Here is a 6,086-nt window from a genome sequence, read left to right as displayed (position 1 = left end):
GGGACACGAAACCTGGGCGCGAGCACCCCTCCGGACCCTGTACACTTTTTCTCAGCCGGTGGGGAAAAAGAACCACACAGCACCGGTCATGGTGGGTATAGCTCAGCTGGTAGAGCACCTGGTTGTGGTCCAGGATGTCGCGGGTTCAAGTCCCGTTACTCACCCCACATCAAGGCCCCCGACCTCAGGTCGGGGGCCTTGGCGTTTCTCTGGCCTCTATATAAAGGAGCCGGTGCCGCGGCTCAGTAGCCGACGGTGAAGCGCTCGCCGAGGTGGCGGGGCCGCTCGATCTCGTCGAGGACGGCGACCGCGTAGTCCTCGGTGGTGATCCGGCTGGTGCCCCCGGCGTCGGTGATCAGTTCGTCGAGCGCGGTGCGGTAGCTGCCGGTGCGCTCGCCGGGCTCGATGGTGGCGGCCGGGCTGAGGCTCGTCCAGCGCACCCCGGAGACGGAGCGGAAGTAGTCGAGCGCGTCACCGTGGGCGTGCATGATCTGCAACAGGAACTCGGGGAGCCCCTCCGCGTCCCAGACCTGCTTGCCGTCCGGGGTGCGCAGCGAGCCGGCGCCGCCGACGGAGATCAGCCGGGGCGCGGTGTCGCCGAGGGTGCGCAGACCGGCGACGAGGGATTCGGCGGCGGGCGCGATCGTGGCGAGATGGCCCGGTCCGTCGCCGCCGCCGACCGCGCTGGCCAGGACGTCCTGGCCCTTGGCCGCGGCGGCGACGGAGGCCGGGTCGAGGACGTCGCCGGTGGTGACGGTCAGGTCCGGATGCGTCGTGGTGATCTTCGCGGGGTCGCGGACGACCGCGGTGACCTGGTGACCGCGCCGGAGGGCCTCGTGGAGGATGCGGCTTCCGATGGTGCCGTTGGCCCCGAAGAGAGCGATCGTGGACATGGTGGTCTCCCAGCTGTTCTGTGCGTCCGGAGAAGGACTTCCGTTTTCCGTCAGCGGCCTCGCTGACGTCTTCTACGCTAGGGGGACCAGCGGGGCATTTCGGGGTAGCGAGGGGACCAGCGATGGTCAGAATGCGACAGGAGGGCAGGGAGCCCGTTCCGGAGATCCCGGAGGTGGCGTTCTCCGCGCCGGCCGGGCGGCCGACGGGGGTGGAGGTGATGACGCTCGCCGAGCTGCGGGCGCGCGCCGACGCCTGTCAGCTGTCCGCCCCGCACCGCCCCGGCTTCCACCATCTGCTGATGCTGGACAGCGGCCGGCTGGTGCACAGCGTCGACTTCCGGGAGCACGTCCTCGCGCCGGGCGATCTGCTGTGGTCGCGCCCCGGGCAGGTCCAGCACTTCGGCGATCTGACGGGCGCGGAGGGGCGGCTGGTGCTCTTCGAGGCCGGCTTCCTGGACCCGGCGACCGCGGCCGCGGCCCGGATCGAGGACTGGTACGGGCCGCCCGTACGGCGTCCCGAGGGCGCGGCGGCCCGCGGCGTGGACGAGGCGATGCGGCAGCTGCACGGGGAGTTCGGGGCGCTGGGCGGGCTGCCGCTGGAGATCCATCTGGATGTGCTGCGGCATCTGCTGGCCGTACTGGTGCTGCGGGCCGCTTATCCGGGCGGGGAGCCGGACGGGGACGGGGCCTGTACGGCGAGCGCGGCCTATCTGCGCTTCCGGGACGCGGTGGAACGGGGCTTCACCCGCAGCCGCCGGGTCGCCGACTACGCACGTTCGCTGGGCTATGCGCCGCGCACCCTCTCCCGGGCCACCGAGGCGTCCGCCGGGGTGGGGGCGAAGGAGTTCATCGACCGGCGGGTGGCGCTGGAGGCCAAGCGGCTGCTGGCGCACGGCGATCAGTCCGCGGCCCGGATCGCGGACCGGCTGGGCTTCGCCGACGCCACCAACTTCAGCAAGTTCTTCCAGCGGCAGACGGGCTCCACTCCGATCGCCTTCCGCACGGCGGTACGCGGCGGCGTGGGCTGAGGACGCGCCGTACACGGGGAGTTGTGGCGTCCGCAGGAGGACGGCGGGGCGCAGCGGGTGGGGGAACTGTCCGCTGCGCCCCGCCTCGGGGACGAGCGGCCCGGTTGGGGGCCCGGACCGCCGGTGGGGGTCAGCCGGTGTACGCGCCGAAGGCCTTGGTGAAGTCCAGTGGGCCCTGCTCGATGGAGCTACAGGTCGGCTGGGCGGAGTTGCCCGCGCCGCCCGGGCAGGCCTTGTCGCGGGTCCCGGACCACATCGACAGCCAGGCCAGGTGCTTGTCCTGGGCGAACTTCACCAGCTCGGTGGCGTCGTCGGTCTTGAAGACCTCGCTCTGGACGTCGTTGACGCCGATCATCGGGGTCACGGCCACGGTCTTCCAGGCGGCCGCGTCGCTCAGGCCGAGCGCCTTCTTGAGCTGGCCCTGGGTGGCGGTGGCGGCCTGGGTCGCGTAGGTGCCCATGTCGCCGTTGTAGGAGGGGCCGTAGTCCATCGCCATGATGTTCACGGCGGAGATCCTGACGCCGTTCTTCTTGGCGTCGGCGACCAGGTTCACCCCGTCCTGGGTCAGGCCCTCGGGCATGACCGGCAGGGTGAAGGAGACGTCCAGACCGGGGTGCTTCTTCTGGAGCTGGGTGATGGCCTGGGCGCGGCGGGTGTTGGCGGCGGTGTCGGGCAGGGCGCCGCCCTCGATGTCGAAGTCGACCTTGGTGAGCTTGAACTGGTCGACGACCTTGCCGTAGGCGGCGGCCAGTTCGCTCGCGGAGCCGCAGACCAGCCCGAGTTCGGAGCCGTTGGCGCCGCCGAAGGAGACCCGGACGTCGCCGCCGGCCTTGCGCAGGGCGGGTATCTGCCGGGCCACCGCGTCGTTGCCGAGCTCGCCGGAGCCGCCCCACTTGGGGGTGCAGCCGCCGCCGGAGGTGACGAACGCCAGGGTGAAGTTCTTCACCCCGGTCTTCTGGGCGGTGCCGGCCAGGTCGTAGGCGGGGGCGAGCGAGGTGTCGACGTACGGGGCGAAGCCGGCCGCGGCCTTCGGGGTCTTCGGGGTGCCGCCCTGCGGTGCCTTGGCGGCCAGCGCCGAGCCGGCGACGGCGAAGGCGCCGCCGGCCGCGACCAGGGCGGCCGCGCCGCTCACGATCAGCTTGGTGGTGCGGCTCTTGCGCCGGCGGTGTACCGAGGAACTCATCGCGTGCCTGCCTGTCGTCACATGGGGGGGTGGAGTGCACCGTGGTGCGTCCCGCACGCTAGCGGCAGGGAAACGGACAAATGTCGGTAATGGTGCGGAGGTTGGGGGACTTATGGACGCCTTAAGGAAGCGGAAGGGAGTGGTTAAGAGCCGGGGGCACATGCCCGCGGGCGGACGTTCAGGAGCCGGTGCGCGCGGTACGCCGGCGGCGGCCGCCGAGCGTGCGGCGCAGCCGGTGGCCGCGGCGGGTGCCGGGGCGGGCGCGCCGGTCGTCCAGCGCCAGCCAGACCCGTACCTCGGTGCCGCCGAGGACGGAGCGGCCGATGCGCACATCGCCGCCGGTGGACTCGGCCAGCCGCCGCACGATGTCCAGGCCGAGGCCGGTGGAGCCGTCCCCGCCGCCGCCGTGGCCGCGGCGCAGCGCCGCGTCCGGGTCGGCGATGCCGGGGCCGGCGTCGGAGACCAGCACGATCACCGCCTCCTCCGCGTTGTGGACGTCGACCGCGAAGGCGGTGCCCTCGGGGGTGTGGCGGAAGACGTTGCCGAGCATCGCGTCCAGGGCGGCGGCGAGTTCGGGGCGGGCGACGGGGACGCGTACGGGGCGGTCCGCGCCGGCGATGCGTACGGTGCGGCCCTCGTCCTCGGCGAGCGCCGACCAGAAGCCCATCCGCTCGCGGATCACCTCGGCGGCGTCACAGCCGGCCGCGGCGGCCGCCTGCCGGGTCTGGGCCTTCTGTTCCCGGGCGGTGCGGATGATCTGGTCGACCTCGCGCTCCAGCTGTTCGACGGCGGCCCGGGTCTGTTCGGCGGCCGGGGTGTCGCCGAGCGAGGCGGCGTTGAGCCGCAGGACGGTCAGCGGGGTGCGCAGCCGGTGCGAGAGGTCGGCGGCCAGTTCGCGTTCGTTGGCCAGCAGTTGGACGACCTGGTCGGCCATGGCGTTGAAGGCGCTGGCCGCGGACCGCAGCTCCTTGGGGCCGTCCTCCGGGACGCGGACGCCGAGTCTGCCCTTGCCGAGGTCGTGGGCGGCGCCGGCCAGCCGTTCCGCCGGCCGCACCATCCGGGTGCCGAGCCGGTCGGCGACGGCGACCGAGCCGATGATCAGCGCGAGGCCGACCCCGGCGAGCACCACCCAGGAGGTGGTGACGCCGTTGGTGAGCGCCGCGTCGGGGACGAAGACCTCGACGACGGCGATGCCGGAGGCGACGGCGGTCGGCTGGAGGAGCGAGGAGCCGCCGGTGACCGGTGAGATGGAGGCCCGGCCGAGCTCGGCGGCGGCCTCGACGTCCTTCTGCGCGGCGCGCCGGGAGCCGATCTCGGCGGGCTTGCCGTTCTTCCCGCTCGCCGGGACATGGACCCCGATCCGGCCGCCGGGGCCGGTCTCGGCGCTGGCCACGGCGCGCTCCAGCTGGGGGCGGTCCGTGGTGATGGCGAGGACCGGGCCGATGGTGGCGGCCTGCCGCTCGGCATTGGAGTAGGCGCGGTCGCGGGCCAGCTCCTTGACGACCAGTCCGAGGGGGACGGCGAAGGCGACCACGACCATCGTGGTGACGGCCAGCGCCACCTTGACCAGAGCCCACCTCACTGTGGCGGCTCCAGCTTCACCCCGACCCCCCGCAGGGTGTGCAAGTAGCGGGGCTTCGCGGCGGTTTCGCCCAGCTTGCGGCGCAGCCAGGACAGATGGACGTCGATGGTCTGGTCGTCGCCGTAGGACTGCTGCCAGACCTCGGCGAGGAGTTCCCTGCGGGCGACGACGACGCCGGGGCGCCCGGCGAGGAAGGCCAGCAGATCGAATTCCCTGCGGGTCAGATCGAGTGCGACGCCGTCCAGTTCGGCCTGCCGGCGCAGCGGGTCGATGGACAGCCCGCCGACCCGGGTCACTCGTGACGGCGGTTCCGCGCCGGCCGCGGCGGCCCGGGAGCGGCGCAGCACGGCCGCCATCCGGGCCGAGAGGTGCTCGACGGAGAACGGTTTGGTGAGGTAGTCGTCGGCACCGTCGTTCAACAGCCGTACGATGTCGGCCTCGTCGTCCCGGGCAGTGGCGATGATCACGGGGACATCGGTGATGCCGCGGAGCATCTTCAGCGCCTCTCCCCCGTCCAGATCGGGCAGGCCGAGGTCGAGGATGACGACGTCGAAGCCGACGTGCGCCACTTCGCGGAGCGCCTCCAGGGCGGTACCGACGCTGCGTACCGTGTGGGCGGCCTCGGTCAGATGCCGGATGAGAGCCGAGCGTACGAACTGGTCGTCCTCGACGACGAGCACACGTGCCATGGGCGGCACCGTACGCCATTCGGGGAGGGTTCCCCGCCCGAGGTTGACACCTGGGCGGCGCACTCCGGCGTGCGCGACGGGCTGCAACGGGGCGGGCGGGTGGTGCAGTATGAGCCGGATGCAACGAGGACTGGTTCACGCGGCGGCCTGGACGCTGGCGACCGGCGCCGCGGTCACCCTGTCGTGGTTCGGCGTGCACACGGTGCTGTCCGGCACGGCGTACGACGCGCCGCGCGCGCTGCCCATCTCCGACCAGGTGGCCTCCTCGAAGGCGCCGGAGGACGACGGCGCCGCACCGCGTGCCTCCTCCACCCACCGCCCCAAGCCGTCCCGTTCGCCCGCCCGCGGCACGGCGTCCCCCGACGGCACCCCGTCCCACTCCGGCAGGCCGTCGCACAGCGGCACGCCCCGGTCGGGGTACCCGGGCACCGGCTCGCCGGGCAGCTCCGCGCCGGGCACCGGCGGCCAGGTCAAGAGCTACTCCACGGCGGGCGGCCGGGTGGTCTTCGCCATGGGCGGCCGCTCGGCCGAGCTGGTGTCGGCGACGCCGAACTCGGGTTGGGAGATGCAGGTGTGGAAGCAGGACGGGTGGATCCGGGTCGACTTCTCCGGCGGCAGCGCCCATACGTCCGTGTTCTGCACCTGGAACGGCCATCCGCCGACCGTGCAGACCAGCGACGACGCGACGTAGCACCGCCCCGCGCGGCGCGG

5 protein-coding genes, 1 tRNA gene and 1 pseudogene are annotated in these 6,086 nt (G+C 72.9%); 3 read left to right on the top strand and 4 right to left on the bottom strand.

The genetic code is table 11. The annotated features are described in order from the left end of the window. The first annotated feature begins 91 nt into the window (after positions 1 to 91). A tRNA-His gene (locus tag M8I34_RS39600) sits at positions 92 to 167 on the top strand. A 75-nt stretch (positions 168 to 242) separates the two neighbouring features. On the opposite strand, the gene M8I34_RS39595 is transcribed toward M8I34_RS39600, so the two are convergent. Further along, positions 243 to 893 (bottom strand): NAD(P)-dependent oxidoreductase, encoded by a 651-nt coding sequence (locus M8I34_RS39595; protein WP_250057939.1) that lies wholly within the window; start codon positions 891 to 893, stop codon positions 243 to 245. A 122-nt stretch (positions 894 to 1,015) separates the two neighbouring features. Here M8I34_RS39595 and M8I34_RS39590 point away from each other — a divergent pair, with 122 nt between their 5' ends. Continuing rightward, a complete protein-coding gene (locus M8I34_RS39590) occupies positions 1,016 to 1,921 on the top strand; it encodes an AraC family transcriptional regulator (protein ID WP_250057938.1) in 906 nt (301 codons plus the stop codon). Positions 1,922 to 2,051: 130 nt separating this feature from the next. Here M8I34_RS39590 and M8I34_RS39585 read toward each other — a convergent pair. The 3 genes and pseudogenes from M8I34_RS39585 to M8I34_RS39575 all read right to left on the bottom strand — a co-directional run. Continuing rightward, positions 2,052 to 2,948: pseudogene (locus tag M8I34_RS39585) on the bottom strand (chitinase); the annotation flags it as partial. A 334-nt stretch (positions 2,949 to 3,282) separates the two neighbouring features. After that, positions 3,283 to 4,686 (bottom strand): HAMP domain-containing sensor histidine kinase, encoded by a 1,404-nt coding sequence (locus tag M8I34_RS39580; protein WP_250057937.1) that lies wholly within the window; start codon positions 4,684 to 4,686, stop codon positions 3,283 to 3,285. Further along, positions 4,683 to 5,375, bottom strand: a complete 693-nt coding sequence (locus M8I34_RS39575) for a response regulator transcription factor (RefSeq protein WP_250057936.1) — start codon at positions 5,373 to 5,375, stop codon at positions 4,683 to 4,685. The genes M8I34_RS39580 and M8I34_RS39575 overlap by 4 nt, the downstream gene beginning before the upstream one ends. A 109-nt stretch (positions 5,376 to 5,484) precedes the next feature. Here M8I34_RS39575 and M8I34_RS39570 point away from each other — a divergent pair, with 109 nt between their 5' ends. Further along, positions 5,485 to 6,066, top strand: coding sequence for a hypothetical protein (locus M8I34_RS39570; RefSeq protein WP_250057935.1), 582 nt, complete (start codon positions 5,485 to 5,487; stop codon positions 6,064 to 6,066). Positions 6,067 to 6,086: the final 20 nt, after the last annotated feature.

Source organism: Streptomyces sp. MCA2 (genome assembly GCF_023544705.1).
Taxonomy (GTDB): domain Bacteria; phylum Actinomycetota; class Actinomycetes; order Streptomycetales; family Streptomycetaceae; genus Streptomyces; species Streptomyces decoyicus.
The sequence above is the reverse complement of the archived record's forward strand: the minus strand, read 5'-3'. Positions and strand labels throughout refer to the sequence as shown.